Below are 24,554 nucleotides of genomic sequence, written 5' to 3' on the forward strand. Positions count from 1 at the left end.
ATCAACGTCGCTGATGATTGAAATGCAACGCGCCGTCTGCGCGCATTCGCCATTGAAACCGACATGAGCAAGCTGTCTCCCCCGCTTGAGCCTTTGTGGAGCGATCCACGAATGCGGCGAAGATAGCGAGGGGTGCCTGCCAGAGCGTTCCCCGGCAGATAAACTTTTGTTTAGCCTTGCCCGGGCGTCGTCTGGAAGCTGTAACCGGCGCCGGGAATGGTTCTGATCAGCGAATAGTCGAAACCGTCATCGAGTTTGCGCCGCAAGCGATGGATGTGTTTGTCGATGACGTTGTTGTTGGGGTCGAATTCGTAGTCCCAGGCACTGTCGAGCAGCATGTCGCGGGTGACGATCTGGCCGCTGTGGCGCATGAGTTTTTCCAGCAACAGGGCTTCGCGATGCTGCAAGGCAATGACCTTGCCCCGCCGCACCGCCGTGCGCGTGGCGCAATCCAGCTGCAACTCGCCGACCACCAGTTGCCGCGCCGGCCCCGCGACCTGATCGCGCCCGCGCAGCAAGGCTTCGAGCCGCGCCAGCACTTCGGCGAACGCATAAGGCTTGGCCAGGTAATCGTCACAACCGGCCTGCAAACCTTCGACTTTCTGCTCGGTCGATGCCTGGGCACTGAGCATCAAAATCGGCACCCGCACCTGCCGGGCGCGCAAGGCCTTGATCAGGCCGATGCCGTCGAGTCCGGGCAGGCGTCGGTCGACGATCAGCACGTCGTGAATCGCTTCCAGCGCCATGTCCAGACCGCTGTTGCCATCGCCGGCGACATCGACCACATGCCCGCTTTCGCTCAAGCCGCGCAGCAGGTATGCGGCGGTCTGGGCGTCGTCTTCAACCACGAGAATGCGCAAGGCACCTACTCCATCAAGCCAACCTGAACTTTTATTTATCCGGCGGGAACGTGGCGCGACCGCAGGCTTTGCCACACTATGCCATCTCTGCCTGATGATGTGAGTGGTTCAAAAGCCATGACCCATGTTCTGGTCGTCGAGGACGACTTGCCCACCCGCCGCGAAATCGAAGCGGCCCTCACCGACCACGGTTTCACCGTGAGCAGTGTCGACAATGGCCGCGAGGGCCTGCTCAAAGCCCTTGGCGAGCCGTTCGACCTGATCGTTTTGGACCGCATGCTGCCCGGTGGCCTCGATGGACTGGGCGTGCTCACCGCGTTGCGCGCAGCCAGTGTGAACACGCCGGTGCTGATTCTCAGCGCCTTGAGCGCGCTCGATGAGCGGGTACGCGGCTTGCGTGCGGGCGGCGACGACTACCTGACCAAACCGTTCGAATTCATCGAATTGACGGCTCGCCTGGATGCCCTGAACCGGCGTCGCGCCGAACCGGTCTCCCAGGCTCAGGAAACCCGTTTGCGAGTCGGCAGTCTGGAAGTTGATCTGCTGAGCCGCACCGTGCGCCGCGGCGAGCGCACCATCGATCTGGTGCCTCGGGAATACGCATTGCTCGAACATCTGGTGCGCAATGTCGATCAGGTGGTCACCCGCACTATGCTGTTCGAAGCCGTGTGGAATTACAGCTACGACGAGCGCACCAACGTCATCGAAGTGCACATGAGCCGACTGCGCCGCAAGGTCGACGGCGACGGCGAACCGCCGATGATCCATACCATTCGTGGAGCCGGGTATGTTCTCCGTTCACCTGAGTGAGATTCCGCGCACCATCAGTTTTCGCACGGCGCTGCTTTTTCTGGGACTGTTCGGTTGTTCGTTTCTGGCGTTGTTCGGTTACGTCTACTGGCAAACCGCGTTCTACCTGAAGACCGAAGCCGACACCGCCCTCTATCGACAGGTGGAAAACCGCAGCGCCCAGCCGCCGGAACTGCAATTGCAGGAAATCCGCAAACACGCCTTGCAGGACGTCGAAGCACGCCTGCCCCACAGCCTGTTCGACGCCGACGGCAAGTTCATTGCCGGCGTGATCAAGCAACTGCCGCCCTTCTCTGCCTATGACAAGCCGCAGGAATTTCGCTGGCTCAAGTCCAATGGGCATCACCGGCCGGTGCGGTTCATCGTTCATAAACTGGCCGACGGCAAAACCCTGCTGGTCGCCCAGGATGTCCACGACATCCGCGAATTCGACGAGTTGCTGATCAACGCGCTGATCTCGGGCGGCCTGCTGCTGTTGCTGGTCGGCCTGCTCGGCGCCGTGGTGCTGGGTTACTCGGCGCACCGACGGCTGGATAAAGTCAGCCGTTCCATCAAAGGCATCATCGAGGGCGACCTGACCGGACGTCTGCCGGTTCAGGGCAACAACGACGACATCGACCGGCTCGCCTCGGTGGTCAACGGCATGCTGGATGAACTGGAACGTTTGATGAGTGAAGTCAAAGGCGTGTGCGACGACATCGCCCACGACCTGCGCACCCCGCTGACCCGCTTGATCGCCGGCCTTGAACGCACACAGCGCCGGGGCCTGGATGAAGCGCAATACGCCGCCAGCATCGACGCGGCGCTGGCGGAGGCCAAGGCCTTGTTGCTGACTTTCAAGGCCCTGCTGCGCATCTCGGAAATCGAAAACAGCGCCCGGCGCAGTCACTTCGCCCCGCTGGACTTGAACCTGATCAGCGCCGACGCCGCCGAGCTGTACGAGCCATTGGCCGAAGAACGCGACATCAGCCTGACCATCGAAAACAGTCAGGCCCCTGCGATCATGGCGGGCGACGCACAACTGCTGTTCGACGCCCTGTGCAACCTGCTCGACAACGCCATCAAATTCTCGCCCGACCACAGCCAGGTGCGACTGAGCGTGATCGCCGATCAGGACAGCGTCGGGATCCGCGTCACCGACAACGGACCGGGCATTCCCCCGGCCGAGCACGAAGCGGTCTTGCGCCGGTTGTACCGTGCCGAGTCCAGCCGCCACACCCCGGGTAACGGGTTGGGCTTGAGCATGGTGTCGGCGGTCGCGCGCCTGCATGACATGCGGGTGACAGTGAGCGATGCAGCGCCAGGTTGCCGGATTGATTTGCTGGGCAAGGCAACACTGGCAAACACTCACGCTTAAAGAATGGGCAGCCCGGCAGATTAGCGATAGTCTCTGTGCGAAATCATTTTTGAAGCCTTGCCCATGATCAGCCCCGAGTTTTCACACGACGTTGAAGCGATCCACAGCATCGATTCGGTGCCGGTCATCCTGAGCATGGTCAAGCACCTGACCGGCATGCGTTTCGCCGCGGTCGCCAGGGTCACCGACAAGCACTGGGTCGCGTGCGCCGTTGATGATTCGATCGACTTCGGGCTCAAGCCCGGCGGTGAGCTGGTTCTTGAATCAACGATTTGCCACGAAATCCGACAACACCAACAACCGGTCATTTTTGGCCACGCCAGTACGCACCCGATCTTTTCGCAGCATCACACGCCCAGGACCTATGGGCTGGAAAGCTACATTTCGATTCCCATCGTCAAAGCCAATGGCGATTTTTTCGGGACGCTCTGCGCCATCGACTCCGTCCCGGCGAATCTGGACGAGCCGGCCATCGCGAAAACCCTGACCCTTTTCGCGCAATTGATCGCGATGAGCCTCGATACTCAGAGTCATCTGCTGGCCACCAAAGCCGAGCTGAACAACGCCAATGAACTTGGCAGGCTGCGCGAGCAATTCATCGCTGTATTGGGGCATGACCTGCGAACGCCACTGAGCGCCGTTCGCATGAGCGCCGATCTGCTGGAAACCAGAACCGACGATAAACGCTCCCTCAATCTGGTTTCGGCAATACGCAACAGCTCAATCCGCATGGGCGTGCTGATCGAAAACATCCTGGACTTCGCTCGGGGGCGATTGGGCAACGGAATTCCGGTTCAGCGCAAGCTCGTGGATGACTTGCAACAAACACTGGCCATGACCCTTGAAGAGATCCGGGTCGCTCATCCGCATGCGACGTTCATCCATTCGCTGGACCTGCCGGCCGGCGTCTATTGCGACTCGCTGCGTATCAGCCAACTGCTGTCCAATCTGCTGGGCAACGCAGCGACCCACGGCTCGACCGCTGAACCGATTACTCTGAAGGTCTGGTCGGAGAACGACGAAATCGTGATCTCGTTAACCAATCAGGGCGCGCCGATTCCTCCTGATTTGATACCGCTACTGTTCGAGCCGTTTTCCCGGGCCGAAGCAGGACAACGTAACGAAGGGTTGGGCCTGGGGCTATACATCGCCTCGCAAATTGCGACGGCACACAATGGGACGTTGAGCGTTTCCTCGAGCGTCGAATCGGGAACCTGTTTCGTTGCAAGGTTCCCGGCGCAATTCAAGTGGGTGTGACTGAAGCGCTCGCCGGCCCGTGCTGACGCGTGGTCACCAGCCCGATAAAGGAAATCACCAGCGCCAGGCCAATGGTCGATGACACCTCCAGACGATGCTCCGGCGTCAGCATCATCACCGCGAGCGCGGCGCAGATGAAGGCGATCACCAGATACGTCAGCCACGGAAACAGCCACATGCGAAAGGTCAGCTCGACGTTTTGCCGGCGCAGCATTCGGCGCATGCGCAGTTGCGAAACCGCAATCACCAGATACACCAGCAACGCGATGGCGCCGGAACTGGCGAGCAGGAATTGAAACAGGCCGGCAGGCATGAAGTAGCTGAGCAGCGTCACCCCGGCCCCAATGACGCTGCTGGCAATCACCGCCGCTCTCGGCACGCCCGCAGCGGACGTCTTCTTCAAGGCGTGCGGCGCATCACCCCGACGCCCCAGCGAAAACAGCATTCGCGAAGCGATATAGATCGACGAGTTCATGCAACTGGCCACGGCGATCAACACCACCATATCGACCATGAATTTCGCGTGGGGAATGTTCATCAACTCCAGGGCTCGCTGATAGGAACCGACGGAAGCCAGCAGCGGGTCGTTCCAGGGCACCACGGAGATGACCACGAAAATCGACAACAAGTAGAACACGCCGATGCGCCAGATCACCGAACGTGTGGCTTTGGCGATGTTTTGCGCCGGATTGTCCGATTCGGCGGCGGCGATGGTCACCGCCTCGGTGCCGATGAAGCTGAACATGATGGTGATGAAGGCGCCGACCACCGCCGACAGACCATTGGGGGCGAACCCGCCATGTTCTTCCATCAAACGGCTGAGGCCGCTGGCTTCACGCTCGGGAATCCAGCCCATCAACACCGCAAAACCGACACCGATGAAACCGATGATCGCCACGACCTTGGCCATGGCGAACCAGAACTCGAACTCGCCGTACTTGGAGACACTGAACAGGTTGGTCACCACCAACAGGACGATCGACACCAGCGCAAACAGCCACGCATCGACCTGGGGAAACCACTGATTCAAGACATGCCCGGCCGCCAATGCTTCGATGGGGATGACCAGCACCCAGAACCACCAGTAGAGCCAGCCGATGGTGAAGCCCGCCCAACGACCGATGGCCTGATCGGCATAGGTGGAAAACGATCCCGTGTCCGGGCGCGCCACTGCCATTTCACCCAGCATGCGCATGACCAGCACGACCAACAGGCCGGAAAACAGATACGCCAGCAACACAGCCGGCCCCGCTGCCGCGATGGCGTGTCCGGAGCCAACGAACAACCCCGCGCCAATGATTCCCGCAATTGACAACATGGTCACATGACGCGGCTTGAAACCCTGCGCCAACTGACCGCTCGATTCCTTCGAATTCAGGCTGTTCATTGTTTTTGTTGTTCTCTGATGGACGCTTCACCTTACGTGGCCGGTGTTGAACGCAAATAGCTCGAATGCGGCATGCCGATGCCTGATTTCGACATGCCTGGGTGACAATCAGCGTGAACCGGCGAGTGTCTTGCGCATGAAAACCCGGGCAAATCCATCCTCGGTGGCGCGATGGGTTTCCACAAAACCGAGCCTTTCATAGATGGCGATGTTCTCGGTCATCCGCTCGTGGGTATACAGGCGCACCGCTTCACAACCGAGACTCAGCGCATGTTCTTCGTAGAACGACATCAGTACTTTTCCGAGCCCCTTTCCTTTGTGCCGGGGTGAAACCGCGACGTTGATCAACAGCAGCTCTTGGCCTTCCCGGCTCATCACCAGCACACCGAGGAGTTCATCGTTGTCGGTCAGCACGAACGTATCGGTTTCGCGCAGCACTTGCTCGTAGTCATCGAGCATGGGCGCGGGTTTGCGGCCGATTCGGGCGATGTAGGGGGTGTAGGCCTCAGTGACCAGTGTGGCGATGGGCGTGGCATCTTCGGGTCGGGCGCGACGAAGGGTCTGCAAGGGGAGCCTCTTCAGTGGTGGTGAAAGGGGCGTTCAGCATGCGATGGATGGCGTTCGTTGCCAACGAATGGCTGGCGATCCTGAAGCAGATCCACCGCCTCCCCGTAGCACAATCGAAGCGCCCGAGGATGAACATACGTTCACCAAAAACATCGCCGGATGCGTCTAGTCTGCGGGTTCCAACATAGTGACTACAGGAGTAACCCACCATGTTCTCGCACGAAAGCGTCCCGCTGATCATCCTTTTCATCATCCTGCTGCTTGGCGTGCTGACGGCCGTTCTGCATCCGGTGCATGCGTTTTTCAGCTGGCTGCAGAGGCGCAGGCAAGGATCGTCCACCAAGGTAGTGAAAGAGGTGGATGCGCGTTGAAATTCTTTACCAGCCCGGCAAGGTCCGGGCTTTTTCTGGCCTGTACGAATCCTCAGTAACGCCGTGCACATTCAAAGTAGTAGCTTTCGGCTATCAATCTTGCCGATTTCAGGGAAAGAACATGGCGAAGCGAGTCTCAAAGGCCGAGAAGGAATTAACTGGATGGCTGTTCCTGCTTGCGATAGTTGTCGGGCTGCCGGTCTACCTGTTTGACAAAATGAACAAGTCAATCGGCTGGCAGATCCCTGCTTTGGTGGTTGGCGGAATTCTTTTGCTGCTGATACTCAATAGCTGGTCTAAAAAGCGCGCACGACTGAGATACCTGAGAGACAAATACCAGAGCGAAGATATCGTTCAAAACATCCTCGGACGAAGAGTCTGGATCGGCCAAACCTCCGAGCAACTGATTGACTCCCTAGGCCAACCGGCAGCAACTGATCACAAACTTTTAAAAACAAAAACCAGAGACATCTGGAAGTATCGACACCAAGGCGCGAACAGATACGGTCTTCGCATCACTGTCGAGAATGGTCAAGTCGCTGGCTGGGACTCCAAATCAGGTTAAGACCTGTTACGCGTGCGACCCACTCTCACCAGCCTTTTTCTGCAAGACCCACACCACGCCCATAAAGTGACTTGTGTGGGCAAATATTTCATACACCCTCTGATCCGTCCGGCACCATGGGATTGAGTTTGAACATGGCTACACAAGGTATGGATTCAAGGCAGGTCGACACCTGACTGCAGGTATCTTTGAGTCAGTCTATAGTGCTGAGTCATCGATTAAGTACACAAAGCTCTATAAGGAAACAGGAAGTCGCTCTACAACAAACGTCAAAGCGACCGTGCGAATCAAGAAACTATCAACCAAACCATACCGAAACTATTTTACCGCTTTCATTCAACTCAATATTACAACGCTGAGGAATCCAGTCTCGCGTTAGACCGTCACCTGTTTTATATACTCTAAGAGGATGCCCTACCAGTTGAGAAATCGTCTGAGGCTGAGAGGATACTAGCGACCCTATAAGTTGTCCGACGCTGACGTCCTCAGCTGACTTCACGGCATTTCCTTCCAACAAATTAAAACCACAGGGCCCTGCAATTCCTCTGCTTAACAATATCCAACCTTCCTCAGTAATCTCAAAAGCATTGAAGGTACCTTCCGGCAACCCGCATAAAGATGGAAAAATCCGACTCCCGGTTTTTTCACCCAGTATCTGCGCCCCCCCTATCAATCCAGATAACTCCTTGCGCGCTTCGGCAAGCGTGGTTTTCCGTACTTCCGGGTGGCACTGGACGGCGCCATCAAGCTTATATACCCATACGTTAGACATATTATTCTCCTTGTTCAAATCAGCTCTATTCACAAGAGCACCACCCAAATAGCAAACTGCTTAGGTAGCCAACTAAAAAAACAATACCTCTGCATGCTGTTTGGTGAAAAAAAAGGATAGTCCAGGAAAAACCAGATGAAGAGATTTATTATTCTCTTCATTTTGGCTGTCTCAGCCACTTTACAACTCGAAAGGTAATCGATCCTTTTGTCATCTGATGAATCGAATCAGTTTTATTGAATGCCACAACGGCGTCACTACCGTTCGGCATCTGTATGAAAAAGTACCTTGCACGTAAAGCAGCGCAGACTATGCTCCCACCAGCCGAGTTAATGGCCATTGGCCTTGACCTGACCGAATTCCGGTTTTGCTGTCCGGACATCGCAACGCTGATTAGCAGAATGCTATACACCTGACGACGCACGCACGTTAACTGTAGTCACGGTGTTGCCCAGGAGGGAATCATGCCTGCACCCGGACTGTACGTGAACGCAATCCAGGCCTGCGATGGCGCGGAATTGTCAGAAGGTCCCCTTGTGGACTGCTCAACGGGAAAGTCCGGATCACGCTCCGGCTCAACCTCCCGATTCCGTTTTCCTTTGACTCCCCTGCTTTCTCCTGATCATCGGCTGACACCGCAGAGACCGAGTGCATCAGTGCCACCGGTCCACGCGTAATTCCTGCTACCGCAGGACCTCGGAAGCCGGACCTTTAGTGATGAAGTACGGCCTCTCCCCCTGACAAACGTCAGATCGACATCACTGAACAGCAACGGAGGGAGATTTCATGACTACTTTTCGCCAGGATGTTGCAACACTGGGTTCAGGATGGAACAAGACATTACTGAACTACGCACTGGCCATGCGAGCGCTGGACGAACAGCCGATAGAGGACCGCAATAGCTGGAAATTCCTCGGCGCCATGCATGGATTCCATCCGCAATTATGGGTCAACGAGCGCCTGATCAAAACGGGTGCGCCGATTCCAGTGGATTTGACCAACAACACATTCGGCAATCAGTGTCAGCACGGCAGCTGGTATTTCGTTTCCTGGCACCGTGCCTATCTGTTTGCGTTCGAGAGCATCGTCGCGGCCAAGGTGAAGGAACTGACGGGCGACGACTGGCTGCTCCCATATTGGAACTACCTCAACAGCAACAACCCGAAAGCGTTGTATCTGCCAGATGCCTTTGTGGCAAAAACGTTACCCGACGGCAGCCCGAATCCCCTTTGCAAATACCCTCGCCGGCCCGGGATCACCAAACTACAGCCTCACGGCGGATTCAGCCTTGAAGCGATGGACGAGAATGACTTTACCGTAGGCAATGGGACGCTGGGCTTCGGCGGTGGGATCACGGGCGATTTCGTCCAGTTCGACGGGATAGCCGGCGAACTGGAAGTCAACCCGCACAACACGGTCCATGGTCTCGTCGGAGGCTATATGGGGAATGCCTTGCTCGCGGGTCTTGACCCGATCTTCTGGCTGCACCATTGCAATATCGACCGGTTATGGGAAGCGTGGATGAACACGCCAGGCAAGACGATGGTCAAGGATCCGCGGTGGTCCAACGGCCCGGCAGACCGCAGCTTCATCATGCCAGTACCCGGTGATAACGCACCTGGAGTAACGTTCACCAGTAAGGACACGTTGAAGGGTGGCAAATTTTATCGGCCCTACGATGATTTGGTCAGCGGTACGGGTGTAACGCCGGGAGCGATTGCTGTGGCACGGGTCAATATGGGTTCGCCCACTCAACAAACCGTTCTGCCCATTGGCGCCAATACAACGGCCGTCAAGGTCGGGGGCGCGTCGGTCGACACCCACATCGATCTCGAACCGACAGCCGCCGCCAAGAGCATCGCCACCATGGGTGCGAATACTCTGGGCAAGGAAGTGGCCCGACTCTATCTTTCCCTGGAGTCGGTGCGCGGTTCCGCACCGTCACCGCTTCTGGATGTGTACGTCAACCTGCCCGACGGTGCCGACCCGGCACTGAATGCTGACCGCCTGGCCGGCAGCCTGACGCTTTTCGGGCTCAACGTTGCCTCGCAAACGGACGGCCACCACGCTGGCACCGGGCTTGGCTACACGATCGACATCACCGACCTGGCCCAGCGACTGACGGACGCCGGCGACTTTGATCCGAATCATCTGCGGGTAACGCTTGTACCTGGAGAGCAGATATCGGATGAAGAACCGGTAACGGTCGAACGCATCAGCGTTCTCAAGCGAAGCGGTGTCGTGAGCTGAGGGTCGACATCATGCGACCAGGCCTGGTTCTACGCAGCTTCACTTACGCTCCCTGGCCATTGCTGTTGGCCACGGCGGGGCTCGGCCTGGCGCTGTCCCTTTACAACGATGTGAGTACCGAAGGCCCGGCCTTCTGCGTGGCGGTGAATGGCCTGTCGATCATCACCAGTTGGCCCGCTGCGCTGCAAGCGGAGCTGGCATTGAATCCACTTCACCGCATTCTGGCGGGTTGGTTCCTGATGCTGCTGGCCATGATGCCGCCCCTGTTGGCGATGCCGCTCATGCATGTCTGGCGCTCCAGCCTGCCCAGCAGGCGAATACGGGCGTCAGTCATGTTTCTGCTCGGCTACTGCGCGCTATGGATGGCCGTCGGCCCGCTTCTGTTGGCAGTGGCGTTGCTGCTGCAGATCACTGCGGGAAAAGGCGCGCTGGCCGTGGCAATACTCATCGCCATGCTATGGCGTGCGGGCCCGTGGCACCGCGTGGCGCTCATCCGGGGCCATCAACCCCGGCGAATCGGTCTGTTCGGCTGGGCCGCCGACAGGGACTGTCTGGCCTTCGGCATGGTCCACGGTCTGTTTTGTATTGTTTCGTGTTGGGCATGGATGTTGGTGCCGCTGGTCAGCGGGGCCTGGCACATTCCGGTGATGCTATCAGCGAGCCTCATCATAATGGTTGAGCGACTCACACTATCTGGTCCCTTACGCAGGCAGTGGCAGCCTCTTTCTTTATCCATTCGCCTTTATACCTTCCTCACCAAACTCAATATGGAGCGTCCTCATGGGTAGGCGTGCTTGTTTGGCAATCGGGGTAAGTACGGTGACGGCTGCTACGAACGAAGGGCTGAGTTTTGCCTATCTGGACGGTGCCATTTTCGCAGCTCGCTCAATGGGTGAATGGGCACTGCGTTCGGGCTTCGGTGCCGATAATGTAAGAGTCGTTGACGACGGTGATACCAAGGGCGTCGTGAATCCAGTCACGAAAGAACGTGTTCAGAAGGCAGTCGATGAGTTGTTTCCCGCAGGTGCAGAGGTCGTTGATCAACTGATCCTGTCATTTTGCGGTCATGGGCTGACCGATGAGAATCTCGATTCGATCAATTGGCTGTTCAGCGACTCTCTGCTGATGAGATACCGGGTCGTGGCCAACAGGTTCTACTCGGAACTATTGCTTCACGGTATCAAGCGCATCACATTGATTACCGATGCATGCCGCGGAGCCCCCAACAATCTGGATCTGATGCGGTTTGAAGGCGTACGTGGAATCACGGTACAGGGCACAAAAGTTGAAAGCCCAAGATTTGATCGGCTGGCGTCCTGCCAGGATGGACAATTGGGTTATATGGTTTATGACCAAACGGCCAACATGCCGGGCAAGTGTGTGTTCTCCGGGGTCATAGTGGATGCACTTTGGGGGAGTGAACCCAGCGCCTTCGAAAATGGAGTGATTACCACGGCAACACTGGGCAATTGTGTTCGTTCACGGACAACCGAGCGTGCAAACGAGTATCACGTGAAGCTCTATCCTCAATGCCTGGTCGACCCCGAGTCAGTGGTGCTTTACGACACCATGACTCCGCCACAAGGCCCCATCGACCTGCAACCCTGGCCTGTTGGTAGCAATACAGCCGTTCTAGGCGTCGAATCGGCTGTGGGAGTACCGGATTCCGCCGACCATATCCTCGAGCGGATACACATTGATCGCGCTTTCAGGGATCGCATTCTCGGTCAGAATTTCGGACTGAGACGTTTCAATCTGACGGCTCCAGACAGCCATGTCATTCCAATACCCGCAGACAGCAAAGATCTACTGAAAGATCTGGTTGATCTGCGACAAACGACTGCACGCATTCCAGGCCAGCAGCAAAAGGTTAAGACGCTGGTTCAACAGCTGGAATCCCAGGCTGCTGCGAGAGAGGTTAGAAACCGGCTGGAGCAAATCGAACAGGTTAACAACGCTAACCTGATCGTTTGGGGAGATCGGGTAAAAATCCACCCCCGCAGTCGGATCCACCAACTGGCATTCAACTTTCATTTCAATGAGTTTCACCTTGATAGCGACTCCAACGGGACGCCTGTTCTGGTGGAACTGTCCGACGGGCAATTTACCCCTGTCGTTCCCTATACAGGTTTATACGCGGTGGTCACACCCAGTCCAGGAGGAAACGTTTTCCAGGCCTACGGTGAGATGGGCTCTCCTGAAAGATATCGGGTAGCCCTGCAGGCAATCGACGATTTCGCAGCCGGCCGGCTGCAAATTGACAGTCTTGATCGATTGGCCGCAGATCTGCGACACGAAAAGCATGCCGATCCGATGCTGGGTGTCATTTGCGCTTATCTCTACAGGGCAACGGCCGATTACGACAACATTCGGCGTATGGCTTACTTCTATGGCTCGCAAGGCCAGCCAGTACCTTATGACATCGCACTTCTCGGGGCGATGCAGGTGACACGAAACGAAGATGGCAACCTCCGACTGCACGTGCCGGCAGTGAAAGCGCGGGAGATGCGACAAAATGCGCCGTCACTCCCCGGCTATGCCACACAAGCGACACCTGATATGCAAGCCCGTATTGGCGGCCGATGCCCGTGGCTCGGACTTGGCTGGGACTATGTCAATGACCCTCGACCGGAGTGGGCCGTGCTCGTCGAAGGGCTTGCAGATCATGCAGCGAATGTTCGCCGTAGCGGCGCGACAACGTTGCCAGAGTATTCTGCAAGACGGCTTGCCAGGCTTTGGGGCCTGCTGTCGGGTTAATCGACTGACGATCACATGATTTACATGCATCGATCTGAGAAATCACCACCGGTCTGAAAAGTGACAGTTACTTCTGCCACATCGACTAGCGTTCCGACACCCCGGATGTCCTGAACTACATTCAATAGCGCGACTTCCCCACTTTCAAATAAAATAACGTCGGAGGCAACTCATGAGAAACGATATCTCTATTGCAAAGCTGCTTCAGCTTTCAAGCCTTCTTCTGATTAATTTTGTATCTGTACCTGCGTTCTCTCAAGACTGGACACTTTGTGAAGGGCCGATCGTCAAACACCACCATCTAGGCAACTTCAATCTCGAAACAAACTCACGCATCGAAGAGTACAAAGACACCAACCAATACAAATTCGCGATCATCTCCTGCGTCAGTAATAACGATAAAGAATATCCAATCTTTGTGAATTGGCGTACTCCAAGAAGAACCGGGTGGATACCGGCAGGGCAGAAAATTGACACGCCTGTCTTACTTGTCGTCAAGAATGATGTGGAACAGCTCGATGGATGCCTGGAATACGGTAATCGAGGCGATTTTACTTCAGCTCCTTTTTTTGGTACCGAAGCAGACAAGAAATCAATAGACCTGGAAAAGACCAACGGGTGCAGAGCAGCAGCAACGAGTCGCATAAGCGCCAGCGAAACCACGATAGAGAACATCATCCTGAAATTTCGCAGTTTCTTTCCGTCTGACGTCAGCAGACCCGATACGACAATGCTTCAGATTGACGGCGAAGTTGGAATAAAAAAGACCGGGGACAATCAGTATCAAAGCTTCTTCAACTATGAGGTAGCCCCCTACAAAGACAGTAAGAATGGGGTTATCAAGAGCATAACGATCAAGCCCGCCTTTAGTGGACCGACAGAAGGCCTTACGGAGTGGTTCTTCAAAAGCAATCAGAAAACTGCCAACCTAGCGTCAAAGGGAATCATTAAATTCGATGTATCTGAAGTCAATAACCCTTCACTGACTTACGCGAGCTACGAGCTCTACAGTGAGAAGAACGAGTTGATTGCCGCGATTGAGTTGCCTGTATACATTTCCTCTCCATCAACACTGAAAGTTGGAAGTAAATGAATAGCATCTGGAAAACCATTGCAGCTGTCATTCCAGCCCCTGCCGTGTTGTGGGTCGCCAAGTGGCTCGGACTATTTTCGACAACTTTTATAACCCTGCCTGGCTGGCAGCAGGATACCAATGACCTAGCGCTCGCCATGGGTACGTTTATCGCCGTCGCCATTGCTCTTGTCTACAATGAAGCGTCACCACTCGCCCTAAGAAAAAAAGCAAAGTGGCTCCTCTTTCTTTCGATTTTTCTTATATACACCTGTTTGTTCATTCATCTCTATCTCGGCAAAGGAATGGAACCTGACGAAGTTATAAAATGGCAAGACATCTGGAGGATAACCTACATCAGTGCAATGACCGCCATTATCGCGACTATCACGCTGGGAGCCTTATCCATCAGGGACGATGGCAGCAAATCGATTTGGAAAAAAATACTGACTGCACTTGTTTGGACTATTGTATTTATTGCTGTGCTCGCTGCTGTTTATTTGATCTGGCGACACTTCGGTTGAGATTTATACAGGCCTGCCATATTGGCAGGCCTTGTTTACATCCCTGCCTGATGATTACTTGAGAATCAACAACGGCTCGCCCTTCTTGACGATGTAAGTCGCCAGCTCCGAACCCTTTTCGTTACCAACGTTCTTCGCGATGTGCGCCACGCCCTCCGGGATGAACAGCGAGTCTCCCGCCTTGAGCGTCACCGGTGCCCGGCCTTCGAGCTGGTATTCGAAGGTGCCGCTGATCACATAGGCGACCTCAACGCCCGGATGCGCATGCCGGGGCGAGGTGATGCCCGGCTCGAAATCGACCCGCGCCTGAATCACTTCGCGATCCGCTGCGCCCAGGTCCTGGCGGACCAGATCCGTGCGGCTCAGGCCTTGTTGCCAGCTCTTCACGGGGGCGGCGGATGGGGTGTCGGCCGCGTGCGCGAGGCCGGTCAGTGAAACGAGTACGGCTGCTGCGGTCATCAGGAGTGTGCGACGCATGGTGTTGCCCTCTCGGAAGTAGTGATGTGTCGACAGTCACTCTGAGCGAGGCATGTACACGGGATGTGTCCTGATGTCGGCGTAAGTTACCCAAGTGTGTACGAACGCGGGATTGATACACGCGCATACAACTCACACCACTTGCGACAGCCATTCCCTGAACGCGACAACCTTTTTCGAATTCGCGTTTTCATGGGGCGTGACGAAGTAGAAACCCGAGTCGGATTTCAGCCGCAGATCAAACGGCGCCACCAGTCTCCCGGCGCGCAAATCGTCATCGACGTAGGTCGAGCGACCAATGCACACGCCCTGCCCGTCAATCGCGGTCTGCACCGCCATCATGGCCAGATCGAAGGTCAGGCGCGGGCCTTTGGTCGCGAGCGGTGGCTGGCCTGCCGCGTGCAGCCAGTCGTTCCAGTCATTGGCGGTCAGGCCGCTGACTTGCAGCAACGGATGATGAACCAGGTCCGCCGGGGTCTTCAAAGGCTTGTCGCCCGTCAGCAGTCGCGGGCTGCAGACGGGAAAGACCTCGTCGGACATCAACCAGTCAGCCCGCAAGCCAGGCCAGTCACCCTTGCCGTAGCGGATCGCCGCGTCGATGCCGACCTTGCGAAAATCGACCAGTCGGGTTAACGCGCTGATCCGCACATCAATCTCGGGATGCGCCTCGCGAAACGACGGCAGACGCGGCAACAGCCATTTGGACGCCACCGAAACCAGTGTACTGATCGTCAGGACGCTTTGGTTGTTCGCCTCCTGCAAACGCTCGGTCGAATGGCGCAGCTCCAGAAACGCCGAACGAATCCCCGGAAAATAAGCGTTGCCCTCATCCGTCAGCGTCAACCCGTCCTTCGAGCGCATGAACAGGCGCACACCGAGTTCATCTTCTAGGCGGCGGATCTGATGGCTGATCGCGGTTTGCGTGACGTTAAGTTCTTCGGCAGCGCGGGTGAAGCTAAGGTGCCGGGCCGCACATTCGAAGGCTCGCAATCCGTTGAGCGATGGCAGTCGGGGTAGCATATGACCTCTTCAGTCCATGAGATTTTGTCATACGCTAGCATCCCAGATGTCCTTTGCGAAGCGGCGCAGCAGTAGTGGATTCTGAGCCTTCACCAGGAGGGAGATCCCATGAAACTGTACTTCGCACCCATGACCTGTTCGCTGTCCCCGCACATCGTGCTGCGTGAACTGGACTTGCCGTTCGAACTGATCCGGGTCAACAACCAGACCAAGCGCACCGCCGACGGCCGGGACTTTCGCGAGATCAACCCAAAGGGCTACGTAGCGGCGCTGATGCTCGACAGCGGCGAGGTGCTGACCGAAGGCCCGGCCATTTTGCAGTACCTCGTCGACCTCGTGCCCGGTCATACGCTGGCCCCGGCCAATGGCACCTGGGAGCGCTCGCGTTTGCAGGAGTACCTGAACTTCATCAGTTCGGAAATTCATGGGGGCAGCGCGCCGCTGTTCAGCAGCGAAATCCCGGAATCCACCAAAACGATCTTCAAACACAAACTGTTCAAACGACTGGATTACCTGAACCGTATCCTCGCGACCCAGCCCTTTCTGATGCCGGCGTTCGGCGTGGCGGATGCCTATCTGTTCACGGTGCTCAAGTGGTTGCCGACGTTCAGCATCGCCATCGAAGACTGGCCAGCGCTGGCGAACTACATGACGCGTATCGCCGAACGCCCCGGCGTGCGGGATGCCATCGCGGAAGAGGACGCCACGCAACCGGTCTGAAACGTCCGGTTGCATGGTCGGTGTCAGGCCTTGGCGGCCTCGTCGATCAGCGCGGCCACTTCAGCGGCGCGGGAGGCGAGCGAGGCGTGGCTGGCGTCAAGGGTGATGACTTTCTTCGCGTTGAGCCGGGCGGACATGCGCTTCTGGTTGTCCGGGTGGATCATGTGGTCCTGACTGGAAATCTGATACCAGGACGGCTTGTGCTTCCACGCCGGATCACTGATGACCTTCGCCGAAGGTGCTGGCCAGCGGCGCTTTCTGCGTCACGGCCATGACCAGCGCTTCATCGGCCGGCAAGTCCTGGCAGAAGCTTTCATGGAACTTGTCAGCCTTGAGCCAAAGGAAGCCGTCGCTGTCCGGCGCCAGATTCGGTGCGGCGGCCGGTAGATGTTCCTGAGTAATGCCGCCAGGGCTTTCGCCTTGATCCGGAGCGAACGCCGCGATGTACACCAGCCCCACCACATTCGGTTGATTACCAGCCTGAGTAATCACCGCCCCACCATAAGAATGCCCGACCAACAGCACCGGCCCGTTCACCTGAGCGACCATTTTGCGGGTGCGCTCGGCGTCGTCGGCCAGCGAAGTCAAAGGCATCTCCACGGCCTGGATCGCGCTGTAGCCCTTGCGCGTCAATTCAACAATGACTTTGCCCCAGTGCGCGGCACCGCCCCAGAATCCGTGCACCAGCACAATCGTCGGTTTTTCACTCATGGCGTTTCTCCTGCGGGTGATGAAGGTCGATTTTCCATTGGCGCTCAGGAGTATGGAACGGTTCCGGTGACGTGCCTGCCGGCCAGACCAAAGGCGCGTTTCGGGATGTGACAGTTGTCGAATGCACCATCGCGCCTATATTGAAGAGGTTCAGCCCTCCCCTCATCGAGCGCCCATGGCCAGCACCGAACGACTGATCATCTGCGAGCATTGCGACTGCGTGTACGAACACGCCACGCTCGCCAAACATCAGAAAACCCTGTGTTCGCGCTGCGGTGGCGTGCTCCAGCGCTACAACAACCTGAGTGTGGAACAACGGCTGGCCCTGAGTTTCACGGCGGCGATGCTGTGGCTGTTCGCCAATTTCTACCCGGTGATGAGCATCAGCATGAAGGGCCTGAAAAACAGCGCGACCCTGTGGGATTCGGTGCTGGCGCTGAGTCAGGGGCCGATCACCTTCATGGCAATGGTCGCGGCGATCTCGATCATCATCGCCCCGGCCTTCCAGTTGGTTTTGTTGATCTGGGTCTTGAGCTTCGCCCTCGCCTCGCGCCGCTCGCCGGCCTTCAAGGTGTGCATGCGCTGGCTGGAAGCGCTGCGGCCGTGGAGCATGCTTGAAGTGTGCCTGCTCGGCGCCATGGTCGCGGTGTTCAAACTGGCGGGCATGCTCGATGTGATTCCCGGCATCGGCCTGTTTGCGCTGGCCGTGCTCAGCCTGTTGCTGATCCGCATCGCCGGACGCGACGTGCGTGAACTGTGGGACATCCTATGAAACGGCCACCGACCGCCAGCGAACTCAACCTCTGCCTGTGTCACAGCTGCGGACTGGCCTGCGACATGACCGGCGAGCCGCACCAATGCCCGCGCTGCGACGCGCCGCTGCACCGACGCAAGACCAACTCGCTGGCCCGCACCTGGGCCTACATGTTTGCCGCCCTGGCGTTTTACGTGCCGGCGAATCTGCTGCCGGTGATGAACACCACGCTGCTCGGCAATGGCGCCGACAGCACCATCATGAGTGGCGTTCTGGAGTTCTGGGAACACGGCGCGTGGGACATTGCCCTGATCATCTTCATCGCCAGCATTGCGGTGCCGGGAGTGAAATTCGTCGCGCTGACATTGCTGCTGATCACCGTGCAACGGGACAGTCACTGGGCGCGCCGGGAGCGCTCGAAGCTGTACCGATTCGTCGAATTGATCGGCTATTGGTCGATGCTCGATGTGCTGGTGGTTGCGCTGGTGGCGGCGCTGGTGAAATTCCAGGCGCTGGGGGATATCGAACCGCGACCGGGGATTCTGTTCTTCGGCCTTGTGGTCGTGTTCACGATGTTGTCGGCGATGAGTTTCGACCCGCGCCTGATCTGGGATAACGCGCCGGCCGAAGAAACGGACGAACCCCGGCACTCGACTGAACAAGTGCCGGGACATTAGCCGCCTTAAATCAGATCAGATCTGCGCGGTGCCGCCGTCGACGAACAACTCGATGCCGTTGACGAAGCTGCTGTCATCCGAGGCCAGGAACAACGCAGCCTTGGCGATTTCACTCGGTTCACCCAGACGGCCGATCGGCACAATCGACGCCAGTTGATCGAACAACCCTTGAGCATGTTCCGCCGGCACCAGCCCTGCCAGACCTGGCGTGCGCACCGGGCCGGGGCTGATCGCGTTGACGCGGATACGCCGAGGTTTCAGATCCAGCAACCACGACCGGGCGAAGTTGCGCACCGCTGCTTTGCTCGCGCTGTAGACGCTGAAGTTTTCCGTGCCCTGCACCGACGTGGTCGATGAAGTCAGTAGGATCGATGCGCCATCGCGCAACAGCGGCAAGGCCTTCTGCACCGTGAACAGCGTGCCCTTCACGTTGGCGCCGAAAATCCGGTCGAAGTGCTCTTCAGTAATCGAGCCCAGCGGCAGCATGTCGCCGCCACCGGCATTGGCGAACAGGATGTCGAGGTGCCCGGCCTTCTCGGCGATTTCGCGGTAGATGCGATCCAGATCGTCCAGCTTCGCCACATCACCCTGAATGCCGATGGCCCGTGGGCCGATGGCGGCGACTGCTTTGTCCAGCTCGGCCTGACGACGGCCGGTGATGAATACGGTGGCGCCCTGGGCGACGAATTCCTGCGCCGAAGCCAGGCCGATGCCGGTGGTGCCGCCAGTGATCAGTGCGATTTTGCCTTCAAGTCTGTTGCTCATGATGAATCTCCAGTAACCGTTTCGAGGAAGGTGACGGGTCGTAGGTGAGCCGTTGAAAGCGACTTTAGGCCGATCGATTGAATTGAAAAATCCACCAAATCGGTTTTGTTTGTACACAGACATGCACAATACTCAGCCCTGTCTTCCCATCCGAGCCTGAGCCGATGAATCAGTTAATGGCGATCCGCACCTTTGCCCGCGTCGTGGAAAGCGGCTCGTTCACCAAAGCCGCCGACTCGCTGAACCTGCCGAAAACCACCGTCAGCAAACTGATCGGGCAACTGGAAAGCCACCTCGGTGTGCGCCTGTTGCAACGCACCACCCGCCGGCTCACCGTCACGGCTGACGGCGCCTCCTATTACCAACTGACCCAACAACTGCTGCATCAACTGGACGACATCGATCAGGGTTTCAGCCAGGCTCAAGGCCTGCCACGGGGAAAAATCCGTGTGGACATCGGCGGCTCCACCGCGACGCTGCTGGTAATCCCCGAACTGCCGAAGTTCTTCGAGCGCTACCCGGATATTCAGATTGATCTGGGCGTCAGCGACCGCCCGGTGGACCTGATCAGCGAACGCGTCGACTGCGTGATTCGCGGCGGCCCGCTGACCGACCAAACCCTCGCCGTGCGCCGCCTCGGCGAAGTGTCCTGGACCACCTGCGCCACGCCCGACTACCTGCAACGCCACGGCACACCGACCCACCCGCAGGAGCTGGCCAACCACCAGATGATCACCTACCGCTCGGCCTCCACCGGGCGCATCCTGCCGTCGAACTTCCAACGCAACGGCGAACGCCATCAGATCGAAGGCAAAGGCCTGGTCAGCGTCAACGAAAGCAATGCGCACCTGGCGGCCGGGCTGGCGGGACTGGGGATCATCCACACCTTCAGCTACACGGTCAGGGCTGCCATCGAGCGCGGCGAACTGGTGCCGATCCTCACGGACTGGCGCCCGCCGGCGTACCCGTTTCATCTGCTGTATCCGCCGAACCGGCATTTGAGCAATCGGGTGCGGGTGTTTATCGATTGGCTGGTGGAGCGGTTTGCGCAGGTCGATTAGCCCCGGAATTTGCGGGTTGGCCTGACGATACCGGCGGCGCGTCCGGCTCAGAAAAGTGGTTGATTATGCTGACGTCATCGCGGGCAAGCCCGCTCCCACAGGATTTGCACCGTCATTGTGGGAGCGGGCTTGGTCCGGGAGGCGATCCGACGATAGCGGTGGTCCAGACACCTTCAACCCTACCGGCAAGACGCGCCGTTTCGTCTAACCTGACTTTGCACCCGATGACGAATGTCATCACCCGCGCATCGATCCAGACGACAACGAAACGGAGATCTCCATGCTCAAGCGAACCCTGGCACTGACCGCTGGTTTGGCCCTGTCCCTGTCCGCCGTGCTGGCGCACGCCGCGGACGTGTTGAAGGTCAGCGCGATTCCCGACGAAGCCCCGACCGAGCTGCTGCGCAAGTTCGAGCCGCTGGGGGCTTATCTGGAGCAGAAACTGGGCATGAAAGTCGAGTTTGTGCCGGTGGCCGACTACCCGGCGGTGGTCGAAGCGCTGGCCACCAACCGCCTCGACATGGCGTGGCTCGGCGGTTTCACCTTCGTCCAGGCGCAGCTGAAAAGTGATCCCAAGGTCATTCCATTGGTCCAGCGCGAGCAGGACGCGCAGTTCACCAGCAAATTCATCACCGCCGACCCGAACGTCAAAAGCCTCGCCGACCTGAAAGGCAAAACCTTCGCTTTCGGTTCGGTGTCGTCGACGTCCGGCAGCCTGATGCCGCGCTATTTCATGCTCAAGGACGGCATCAAACCGGAGAGCTATTTCAGCCGCGTCGGTTACTCCGGCGCCCACGACGCCACCGTCGCCTGGGTGCAGGCCGGCAAGGTCGACGCCGGTGTGCTGAACGCCAGCGTCTGGCAGAAACTGGTGGACGCCGGCAAGGTCGACACCAATAAGGTCAAGGTCTTCGCCACCACCCCGACCTACTTCGATTACAACTGGACCGTGCGCGGCACCCTCGACCCGGCGCTGGCGGCGAAGATCAAACAGGCCTTCCTCGACCTCGACCCGGCCAACCCTGAGCAGAAGAAAATCCTCGACCTGCAAGCCGCCAGCCGTTTCATCGCCACCAGCCCGGACAACTACAAAGGCATCGAGGAAGCCGCCCGCGCCGCCGAATTGCTGAAATGACCTTGCGCCTCCAGCAGGGTTTTCTGCGCCACACCCATGGCGTCGAAGCCCTGCGCGGCGTGGATTTGCAAATCGAGGCCGGCGAACAGGTGGCGATCATCGGCCCGTCCGGCGCCGGCAAATCGAGTCTGCTGAACCTGCTGGCGACCGCCATTCGCCCCAGCAGCGGCGACATCGAAGTGCTGGGCGAGCGCGCCTGGCACTTGTCCGCCCACCAGCGGCAACGGCTGCGCGCACGCATCGGCCTGATCCATCAGGCCCCGCCCCTGCCACCCCGGCAACGGGTGGTGACGGCGGTGCTGGCCGGCAAGCTCGGGCAATGGAGCCTGGGCAAAAGCCTGATCAATCTGCTGCATCCGCTCGACGTGCCCGGCGCCCGCGCGGCACTCGCGCGACTGGATCTGGCGGACAAACTCTTCAGTCAATGCCAGCAACTGTCCGGCGGGCAATTGCAGCGCGTCGGCATTGCCCGTGTGTTGTATCAGGCACCGGAAGTGTTGCTGGCCGACGAACCGGTCTCGGCCATGGACCCGGTGCTGGCCGGGCACACGCTGTCGATCCTGTCGCGCCATGCCCGAGAGAACAACGTCACACTGGTGGCGAGCCTGCACGCTGTGGAACTGGCGCTGGCGCACTTCCCGCGCATCATCGGTTTACGCGAAGGGCAAATCCTCTTCGACTGCACGTCCGCACAGGTCAGCCGCGAGATGCTCGACACCCTCTACGCCAACGAACAACTGCAATCCCCGGCGCCGACCGTGCCGCCGCTGGTTGTGCAGATTCCCCGATGCTGAGCGCCGACACCCGCGACCCCGCCGCGCTACCACGGTTGCTGTTGACCGTGCTGGCGATTGCCCTGCTATGGCCGGGAATTCAGCTCAGCGAACTGGATGTGGGCGTGCTGTTGCGTGCCGACAATCAGAACGAAATCGGCCGGTTTGTCTCGACGTTCTGGCCACCGGAGCATGATCGGGAATTTCTTCAACTACTGCTCAAAGCCACCCTGCAAACCCTGGCCATCGCCACCGCCGGCATGGCCATGGCGCTGTTGCTGGCAGTGCCGGCCAGCCTGCTCGCCAGCCGCGCCTTGTCGTTGTCCGCCGCCTCCCGCAGTGGCCGCCCGAGCCTGTTGGGCCGACTGCTGCGCTGGCCGGTGCGCGGGCTGCTGATCTTCCTGCGCAGCGTGCCGGAAATCGTCTGGGCGCTGCTGTTCGTACGCGCCGTCGGCCTCGGCCCGGCGGCAGGCGTGTTGGCGATCGCGATCACCTACAGCGGCATGCTCGGCAAGGTCTACGCCGAAATCTTCGAATCCACCGACCAACGCCCGGCCCACGCCCTGCTCCAGGCCGGCAGCGGACGCCTGGCCAGTTTCGCCTACGGCGTACTGCCCAACGTCGCGGCAGAACTGCTCTCCTACACCGTCTACCGCTGGGAATGCGCCATCCGCGCCTCGGTGGTCATGGGCTTCGTCGGCGCCGGCGGCCTCGGCCAACAGATCGACCTGTCCATCCGCATGTTCGCAGGCGGCGAAGTCGCCAGCATGCTCCTGACCTTCCTCCTCCTCGTCCTCGGCGCCGACCAACTCAGCCGCCTGCTGCGCTGGAGGCTGACATGAAGCGTCTGATCAATCCGGTGCTGATCATATTGATCGTCGCGGCCGTCATCACCTCATTCGTCTACCTCGGCCTCGACCTTGAAGAACTCGGCAGCGCTACCAGCCTTAAACAGATGGGCTCGTATGTGGGCCGCTTCCTCAGTCCCGATCTCAGCCCCGGCTACCTGAGCGCCATCCTTCGCGGCTCGATGGAAACGCTAGCCATGTCTGCGTTGGGCACCCTCCTCGCTGCCGTGCTGGGACTGTTATTGGCGCTTCCCGCCGCTGGCCGCTTTGGCTGGTTTTTTCAGAGTGTTGCCCGCCTGCTGCTCAATGCCCTTCGCGCGATTCCTGAATTGGTGTGGGCCGCGCTGATGGTGCTTGCGGCTGGGCTTGGGCCGAATGCCGGGACACTGGCCCTGGCCCTGCACACAACGGGCGTACTGGGGCGGTTGTTTGCGGAAGCGCTGGAAAATACGCCGCCGGAACCGGCCGAGGCGATTCGGTTGCAGGGGGGGGATCCGGTTTTGGCGTTTTGTTATGGAACGCTGCCGAACCTGGCGCCGCAGTTGCTGGCGTACTGTTTGTATCGGTGGGAGAACAATATTCGGATGGCCAGTGTGCTGGGGTTTGTCGGGGCTGGGGGGTTGGGGCAGATGTTGTATGTGAGCTTGAGTTTGTTTCAGGAGGCGCAGGCGGGGACGGTGATTTTGGCTATGCTGATTTTGGTGTGGGGGGTGGATTCTTTGAGTGCATGGAGTCGGGGGCGGTGGGTTAAAGCTTAGACATCTTGAGACTGGTAAAACAGGAATTCGCCAAAGTCCGCTTTCGGCCAGAAGCGGACATCAGCCCAACACATATATATGACCCTTTCTCACGCAAAATTGAAGCCGCTGGCGCGGTAGAGCCATTGTTCGAAGTTGAGGTACCGGATTTTGCCTGAACGGTTGAATAAGACTTTTATGGTCAGCGAATTTCGCGCGCCTCGGCGTTGTTCAGACCGGAATGCACGCGTCGATGTTCAAAGCTCTGCAACCAGGCCAGAACGAACAGGCTGTCACGCTCCACGTCGGGCAGCATTGAGTGACGGT

General features: G+C 58.4%; 25 protein-coding genes and 2 pseudogenes. 18 read left to right on the top strand and 9 right to left on the bottom strand.

Going from position 1 to position 24,554, the window contains the following annotated elements; genetic code table 11:
- Window positions 1-170: 170 nt before the first annotated feature.
- Window positions 171-860, bottom strand: coding sequence for a response regulator transcription factor (locus JJN09_RS06915; protein WP_249486414.1), 690 nt, complete (start codon window positions 858-860; stop codon window positions 171-173).
- A gap of 117 nt (window positions 861-977) precedes the next feature.
- On the opposite strand from JJN09_RS06915, the gene JJN09_RS06920 reads away from it, so the two are divergent.
- From JJN09_RS06920 to JJN09_RS06930, 3 genes are all read left to right on the top strand, one after another.
- Complete coding sequence (locus JJN09_RS06920; RefSeq protein ID WP_249486415.1) at window positions 978-1,670, top strand: response regulator transcription factor; 693 nt, start codon at window positions 978-980, stop codon at window positions 1,668-1,670.
- Window positions 1,648-3,027: a sensor histidine kinase KdpD gene (locus JJN09_RS06925; RefSeq protein WP_249486416.1), complete on the top strand. Its 1,380-nt coding sequence runs from the start codon at window positions 1,648-1,650 to the stop codon at window positions 3,025-3,027. The genes JJN09_RS06920 and JJN09_RS06925 overlap by 23 nt, the downstream gene beginning before the upstream one ends.
- Before the next feature lie 63 nt (window positions 3,028-3,090).
- Window positions 3,091-4,284: a GAF domain-containing sensor histidine kinase gene (locus JJN09_RS06930; RefSeq protein ID WP_249486417.1), complete on the top strand. Its 1,194-nt coding sequence runs from the start codon at window positions 3,091-3,093 to the stop codon at window positions 4,282-4,284.
- On the opposite strand, the gene gabP is transcribed toward JJN09_RS06930, so the two are convergent.
- Window positions 4,271-5,671 carry a GABA permease gene (gabP, locus tag JJN09_RS06935; RefSeq protein ID WP_249486418.1) on the bottom strand — a complete coding sequence of 467 codons (1,401 nt, stop codon included), beginning with the start codon at window positions 5,669-5,671 and terminating at the stop codon, window positions 4,271-4,273. The genes JJN09_RS06930 and gabP overlap by 14 nt on opposite strands.
- A gap of 108 nt (window positions 5,672-5,779) precedes the next feature.
- Window positions 5,780-6,238 (bottom strand): GNAT family N-acetyltransferase, encoded by a 459-nt coding sequence (locus JJN09_RS06940; protein ID WP_249486419.1) that lies wholly within the window; start codon window positions 6,236-6,238, stop codon window positions 5,780-5,782.
- 209 nt (window positions 6,239-6,447) lie between these two features.
- Here JJN09_RS06940 and JJN09_RS06945 point away from each other — a divergent pair, with 209 nt between their 5' ends.
- Both JJN09_RS06945 and JJN09_RS06950 read left to right on the top strand, forming a co-directional pair.
- Entirely contained in the window at window positions 6,448-6,609 is a 162-nt protein-coding gene (locus JJN09_RS06945; RefSeq protein WP_249486420.1) for a hypothetical protein, read from the top strand.
- On the top strand, window positions 6,599-7,174 hold the full coding sequence (locus JJN09_RS06950) for a hypothetical protein (protein WP_249486421.1): 576 nt from the start codon (window positions 6,599-6,601) through the stop codon (window positions 7,172-7,174). The genes JJN09_RS06945 and JJN09_RS06950 overlap by 11 nt, the downstream gene beginning before the upstream one ends.
- Before the next feature lie 298 nt (window positions 7,175-7,472).
- Here the strand turns inward: JJN09_RS06950 and JJN09_RS06955 are convergent, their stop codons facing one another.
- Window positions 7,473-7,946 carry an I78 family peptidase inhibitor gene (locus tag JJN09_RS06955; RefSeq protein ID WP_249486422.1) on the bottom strand — a complete coding sequence of 158 codons (474 nt, stop codon included), beginning with the start codon at window positions 7,944-7,946 and terminating at the stop codon, window positions 7,473-7,475.
- A 786-nt stretch (window positions 7,947-8,732) separates the two neighbouring features.
- On the opposite strand from JJN09_RS06955, the gene JJN09_RS06960 reads away from it, so the two are divergent.
- The 5 genes from JJN09_RS06960 (at window position 8,733) to JJN09_RS06980 (ending at window position 14,549) form a co-directional block, all read left to right on the top strand.
- Complete coding sequence (locus JJN09_RS06960; RefSeq protein ID WP_249486423.1) at window positions 8,733-10,196, top strand: tyrosinase family protein; 1,464 nt, start codon at window positions 8,733-8,735, stop codon at window positions 10,194-10,196.
- An 11-nt stretch (window positions 10,197-10,207) separates the two neighbouring features.
- Window positions 10,208-10,984, top strand: coding sequence for a DUF2182 domain-containing protein (locus JJN09_RS06965; RefSeq protein ID WP_249486424.1), 777 nt, complete (start codon window positions 10,208-10,210; stop codon window positions 10,982-10,984).
- A complete protein-coding gene (locus JJN09_RS06970) occupies window positions 10,977-12,953 on the top strand; it encodes a hypothetical protein (RefSeq protein ID WP_249486425.1) in 1,977 nt (658 codons plus the stop codon). The genes JJN09_RS06965 and JJN09_RS06970 overlap by 8 nt, the downstream gene beginning before the upstream one ends.
- Before the next feature lie 172 nt (window positions 12,954-13,125).
- Window positions 13,126-14,046: a hypothetical protein gene (locus tag JJN09_RS06975; protein ID WP_249486426.1), complete on the top strand. Its 921-nt coding sequence runs from the start codon at window positions 13,126-13,128 to the stop codon at window positions 14,044-14,046.
- Window positions 14,043-14,549, top strand: coding sequence for a hypothetical protein (locus JJN09_RS06980; RefSeq protein ID WP_249486427.1), 507 nt, complete (start codon window positions 14,043-14,045; stop codon window positions 14,547-14,549). Before JJN09_RS06975 ends, JJN09_RS06980 begins: the two co-directional genes overlap by 4 nt.
- 54 nt (window positions 14,550-14,603) lie before the next feature.
- On the opposite strand, the gene JJN09_RS06985 is transcribed toward JJN09_RS06980, so the two are convergent.
- Window positions 14,604-15,026 (bottom strand): cupin domain-containing protein, encoded by a 423-nt coding sequence (locus JJN09_RS06985; RefSeq protein WP_249486428.1) that lies wholly within the window; start codon window positions 15,024-15,026, stop codon window positions 14,604-14,606.
- Window positions 15,027-15,158: 132 nt separating this feature from the next.
- On the bottom strand, window positions 15,159-16,046 hold the full coding sequence (locus JJN09_RS06990) for a transcriptional regulator GcvA (RefSeq protein ID WP_249486429.1): 888 nt from the start codon (window positions 16,044-16,046) through the stop codon (window positions 15,159-15,161).
- Between the two features lie 108 nt (window positions 16,047-16,154).
- Between JJN09_RS06990 and gstA the strand changes: the two genes are divergently transcribed.
- Window positions 16,155-16,766 carry a glutathione transferase GstA gene (gstA, locus tag JJN09_RS06995; protein ID WP_249486430.1) on the top strand — a complete coding sequence of 204 codons (612 nt, stop codon included), beginning with the start codon at window positions 16,155-16,157 and terminating at the stop codon, window positions 16,764-16,766.
- Window positions 16,767-16,789: 23 nt separating this feature from the next.
- Here gstA and JJN09_RS07000 read toward each other — a convergent pair.
- Window positions 16,790-17,477: pseudogene (locus tag JJN09_RS07000) on the bottom strand (alpha/beta hydrolase).
- A 175-nt stretch (window positions 17,478-17,652) separates the two neighbouring features.
- On the opposite strand from JJN09_RS07000, the gene JJN09_RS07005 reads away from it, so the two are divergent.
- Window positions 17,653-18,249 (top strand): paraquat-inducible protein A, encoded by a 597-nt coding sequence (locus JJN09_RS07005; RefSeq protein ID WP_249486431.1) that lies wholly within the window; start codon window positions 17,653-17,655, stop codon window positions 18,247-18,249.
- Window positions 18,246-18,908, top strand: coding sequence for a paraquat-inducible protein A (locus JJN09_RS07010; protein WP_249486432.1), 663 nt, complete (start codon window positions 18,246-18,248; stop codon window positions 18,906-18,908). The genes JJN09_RS07005 and JJN09_RS07010 overlap by 4 nt, the downstream gene beginning before the upstream one ends.
- 15 nt (window positions 18,909-18,923) lie before the next feature.
- On the opposite strand, the gene JJN09_RS07015 is transcribed toward JJN09_RS07010, so the two are convergent.
- Window positions 18,924-19,673, bottom strand: coding sequence for an SDR family NAD(P)-dependent oxidoreductase (locus JJN09_RS07015; protein ID WP_249486433.1), 750 nt, complete (start codon window positions 19,671-19,673; stop codon window positions 18,924-18,926).
- Between the two features lie 164 nt (window positions 19,674-19,837).
- Here JJN09_RS07015 and JJN09_RS07020 point away from each other — a divergent pair, with 164 nt between their 5' ends.
- The 5 genes from JJN09_RS07020 (at window position 19,838) to phnE (ending at window position 24,248) form a co-directional block, all read left to right on the top strand.
- Window positions 19,838-20,734: a LysR family transcriptional regulator gene (locus JJN09_RS07020; protein ID WP_249486434.1), complete on the top strand. Its 897-nt coding sequence runs from the start codon at window positions 19,838-19,840 to the stop codon at window positions 20,732-20,734.
- A 280-nt stretch (window positions 20,735-21,014) separates the two neighbouring features.
- Window positions 21,015-21,869, top strand: a complete 855-nt coding sequence (locus tag JJN09_RS07025; RefSeq protein WP_102622274.1) for a putative selenate ABC transporter substrate-binding protein — start codon at window positions 21,015-21,017, stop codon at window positions 21,867-21,869.
- Entirely contained in the window at window positions 21,866-22,663 is a 798-nt protein-coding gene (locus JJN09_RS07030; RefSeq protein WP_249486435.1) for a phosphonate ABC transporter ATP-binding protein, read from the top strand. Before JJN09_RS07025 ends, JJN09_RS07030 begins: the two co-directional genes overlap by 4 nt.
- Complete coding sequence (locus JJN09_RS07035; protein ID WP_249486436.1) at window positions 22,657-23,484, top strand: ABC transporter permease; 828 nt, start codon at window positions 22,657-22,659, stop codon at window positions 23,482-23,484. Before JJN09_RS07030 ends, JJN09_RS07035 begins: the two co-directional genes overlap by 7 nt.
- A complete protein-coding gene (gene phnE, locus JJN09_RS07040; RefSeq protein ID WP_249486437.1) occupies window positions 23,481-24,248 on the top strand; it encodes a phosphonate ABC transporter, permease protein PhnE in 768 nt (255 codons plus the stop codon). Before JJN09_RS07035 ends, phnE begins: the two co-directional genes overlap by 4 nt.
- Window positions 24,249-24,346: 98 nt before the next feature.
- On the opposite strand, the pseudogene JJN09_RS07045 reads toward phnE, so the two are convergent.
- Window positions 24,347-24,531 (bottom strand): annotated as a pseudogene (locus JJN09_RS07045) (Tn3 family transposase); the annotation flags it as partial.
- Between the last annotated feature and the right edge of the window lie 23 nt (window positions 24,532-24,554).

The organism is Pseudomonas sp. HS6, from assembly GCF_023375815.1.
In the GTDB taxonomy this organism is placed as follows: domain Bacteria; phylum Pseudomonadota; class Gammaproteobacteria; order Pseudomonadales; family Pseudomonadaceae; genus Aquipseudomonas.

What these genes read in the sequence shown, in the direction of transcription:
- JJN09_RS06965 (WP_249486424.1), top strand. Translation starts at nt 10,208, where the DNA reads ATGCGACCAGGCCTGGTTCTACGCAGCTTCACTTACGCTCCCTGGCCA.
- JJN09_RS07020 (WP_249486434.1), top strand. Translation starts at nt 19,838, where the DNA reads ATGAATCAGTTAATGGCGATCCGCACCTTTGCCCGCGTCGTGGAAAGC.
- gabP (WP_249486418.1), bottom strand. Translation starts at nt 5,671, where the DNA reads ATGAACAGCCTGAATTCGAAGGAATCGAGCGGTCAGTTGGCGCAGGGT.
- gstA (WP_249486430.1), top strand. Translation starts at nt 16,155, where the DNA reads ATGAAACTGTACTTCGCACCCATGACCTGTTCGCTGTCCCCGCACATC.
- JJN09_RS06985 (WP_249486428.1), bottom strand. Translation starts at nt 15,026, where the DNA reads ATGCGTCGCACACTCCTGATGACCGCAGCAGCCGTACTCGTTTCACTG.
- JJN09_RS06980 (WP_249486427.1), top strand. Translation starts at nt 14,043, where the DNA reads ATGAATAGCATCTGGAAAACCATTGCAGCTGTCATTCCAGCCCCTGCC.
- JJN09_RS06970 (WP_249486425.1), top strand. Translation starts at nt 10,977, where the DNA reads ATGGGTAGGCGTGCTTGTTTGGCAATCGGGGTAAGTACGGTGACGGCT.
- JJN09_RS06990 (WP_249486429.1), bottom strand. Translation starts at nt 16,046, where the DNA reads ATGCTACCCCGACTGCCATCGCTCAACGGATTGCGAGCCTTCGAATGT.
- JJN09_RS07035 (WP_249486436.1), top strand. Translation starts at nt 22,657, where the DNA reads ATGCTGAGCGCCGACACCCGCGACCCCGCCGCGCTACCACGGTTGCTG.
- JJN09_RS06975 (WP_249486426.1), top strand. Translation starts at nt 13,126, where the DNA reads ATGAGAAACGATATCTCTATTGCAAAGCTGCTTCAGCTTTCAAGCCTT.
- JJN09_RS06920 (WP_249486415.1), top strand. Translation starts at nt 978, where the DNA reads ATGACCCATGTTCTGGTCGTCGAGGACGACTTGCCCACCCGCCGCGAA.
- JJN09_RS06960 (WP_249486423.1), top strand. Translation starts at nt 8,733, where the DNA reads ATGACTACTTTTCGCCAGGATGTTGCAACACTGGGTTCAGGATGGAAC.
- JJN09_RS07015 (WP_249486433.1), bottom strand. Translation starts at nt 19,673, where the DNA reads ATGAGCAACAGACTTGAAGGCAAAATCGCACTGATCACTGGCGGCACC.
- JJN09_RS06945 (WP_249486420.1), top strand. Translation starts at nt 6,448, where the DNA reads ATGTTCTCGCACGAAAGCGTCCCGCTGATCATCCTTTTCATCATCCTG.
- JJN09_RS07025 (WP_102622274.1), top strand. Translation starts at nt 21,015, where the DNA reads ATGCTCAAGCGAACCCTGGCACTGACCGCTGGTTTGGCCCTGTCCCTG.
- JJN09_RS06925 (WP_249486416.1), top strand. Translation starts at nt 1,648, where the DNA reads ATGTTCTCCGTTCACCTGAGTGAGATTCCGCGCACCATCAGTTTTCGC.
- JJN09_RS07030 (WP_249486435.1), top strand. Translation starts at nt 21,866, where the DNA reads ATGACCTTGCGCCTCCAGCAGGGTTTTCTGCGCCACACCCATGGCGTC.
- phnE (WP_249486437.1), top strand. Translation starts at nt 23,481, where the DNA reads ATGAAGCGTCTGATCAATCCGGTGCTGATCATATTGATCGTCGCGGCC.
- JJN09_RS07010 (WP_249486432.1), top strand. Translation starts at nt 18,246, where the DNA reads ATGAAACGGCCACCGACCGCCAGCGAACTCAACCTCTGCCTGTGTCAC.
- JJN09_RS06950 (WP_249486421.1), top strand. Translation starts at nt 6,599, where the DNA reads ATGCGCGTTGAAATTCTTTACCAGCCCGGCAAGGTCCGGGCTTTTTCT.
- JJN09_RS06955 (WP_249486422.1), bottom strand. Translation starts at nt 7,946, where the DNA reads ATGTCTAACGTATGGGTATATAAGCTTGATGGCGCCGTCCAGTGCCAC.
- JJN09_RS07005 (WP_249486431.1), top strand. Translation starts at nt 17,653, where the DNA reads ATGGCCAGCACCGAACGACTGATCATCTGCGAGCATTGCGACTGCGTG.
- JJN09_RS06930 (WP_249486417.1), top strand. Translation starts at nt 3,091, where the DNA reads ATGATCAGCCCCGAGTTTTCACACGACGTTGAAGCGATCCACAGCATC.